We start from the raw sequence: 1,496 nt of genomic DNA on the forward strand, positions 1-1,496 counted from the left end.
CTAGTGTCCCATCTCAGAGATTATGACGGGTTGGTCTATGCCCAGAATTGGCAGCTCTTGCGGGGGGACGAGCAGTTGGATGCTGCGCGCGACGCCTGGTTGCTTTTGGATCAATCCGATTTTCTCAAGTGTCTTTAGCATCTGGTGCACCGAGGGTGGGGTGACTTTGAAGTAGCGCTGAAAGTCAGTCTCGGCTGGGGCACGGCCATTGATCTGGGAATAGGCCCATATGAAGGCAAGATACTGGCCCTGTTTTGCGGTGAACGGGACTGGTCTTTCAGGCTTCGTTTCGTCAAGCAATTGATTCATTTCGGATTCATCCAAGACCCCTCGACGATGAGGGATGTTGTGATGAACGTACGATATCGGGTTGATCTTAACCAGATCGAACGCGACGAGCTTCGCGTTTTAGTGAGTAGCGGCAAACAGCCAGTCCGGCGGCTCAAGCGAATGCAGATCCTGTTGGCAGCGGACGCGGGCGTCAGCGACAAGGCCATCGAGGCATCGGTGCAGACCAGCGGTTCGACCATCTACCGCACCAAAAAGCGCTTCGTGGAGATTAGTCTGGAGGCTGCCCTCAGTGAAGAGCCGCGGCCCGGAGCGTCTCGAAAGCTGAGCGGCAAGGACGAGGTACAACTCGTTGCCCTGGCTTGCTCGGATCCACCCGAGGGCTGTGCCCGGTGGACTTTGACACTTCTGGCCAACGCGCTGCTGGAAGTGGTCGAGCATCAGAGTATCTCACGCGAAACCATCCGCCGCAGATTGGACGACAACGACCTGAAGCCGTGGCAGAGGAAAATGTGGTGCATCGCCAAAATCGATGGCGAATACATCGCCAGGATGGAGGATCTTCTCGACCTCTACGCTGAGCCGCATGATCCTAAGCGACCGGTGGTCTGCTTCGATGAAAGTCCGATCCAGCTGATCGGCGAAGTGCGCGTGCCTATCGTGCAGAAACCGGGAAAGCGATACCGCTACGATTCTGAATACAAGCGCAATGGCACGGCCAACCTTTTTGTTATGGTCGACGCCAATAGGTCGTGGCGCAAGGTCAAGGTCACGGATCGGCGCGCCAACGAGGACTTTGCGGTCTGTATGCGCGAGCTGATCGACGTCGATTATCCCGACGCCGACCGGGTTCGTGTGGTGATGGATAACCTATCGACCCACACGGCCTCTGCTATCTATCAGACGTTCCCAGCCGTTGAGGCACGCCGGATTTTGCGACGTCTGGAATTCCACTACACGCCCCGCCACGCGAGTTGGCTTAACATGGCCGAGATCGAGATCGGGGTTATGCGCCGACAGTGTCTTGACCGCCGCATCGACAACCGCAACCTGCTCGAAAGTGAGGTTCAGGCATGGGAGCGTCGTCGGACCGATAGCGGTGCCCAAATCCGATGGATGTTCTCAGTCGACCAAGCGCGCGAAAAAATGGCTAAGTCTTATCCAACACCTGTGCTCAACGAGTCATAATCTCTGAGACAGCACACTAG

At 56.5% G+C, this 1,496-nt stretch carries 2 protein-coding genes; one reads left to right on the forward strand and one right to left on the reverse strand.

Annotated features, from left to right (window positions below; translation table 11 throughout):
- Positions 1-309 carry a MarR family transcriptional regulator gene (locus FHX09_RS29345; RefSeq protein WP_183723300.1) on the reverse strand — a complete coding sequence of 103 codons (309 nt, stop codon included), beginning with the start codon at positions 307-309 and terminating at the stop codon, positions 1-3.
- A gap of 42 nt (positions 310-351) precedes the next feature.
- On the opposite strand from FHX09_RS29345, the gene FHX09_RS29350 reads away from it, so the two are divergent.
- Positions 352-1,476 (forward strand): IS630 family transposase, encoded by a 1,125-nt coding sequence (locus FHX09_RS29350; protein WP_184451121.1) that lies wholly within the window; start codon positions 352-354, stop codon positions 1,474-1,476.
- The last annotated feature ends 20 nt before the right edge of the window (positions 1,477-1,496 follow it).

This window comes from Rhizobium sp. BK538 (genome assembly GCF_014197575.1).
Taxonomy (GTDB): domain Bacteria; phylum Pseudomonadota; class Alphaproteobacteria; order Rhizobiales; family Rhizobiaceae; genus Rhizobium.

Excerpts from the sequence above, each read along its gene's own strand:
- FHX09_RS29350 (WP_184451121.1), top strand. The coding sequence starts at position 352 with ATGAACGTACGATATCGGGTTGATCTTAACCAGATCGAACGCGACGAG.
- FHX09_RS29345 (WP_183723300.1), bottom strand. The coding sequence starts at position 309 with ATGAATCAATTGCTTGACGAAACGAAGCCTGAAAGACCAGTCCCGTTC.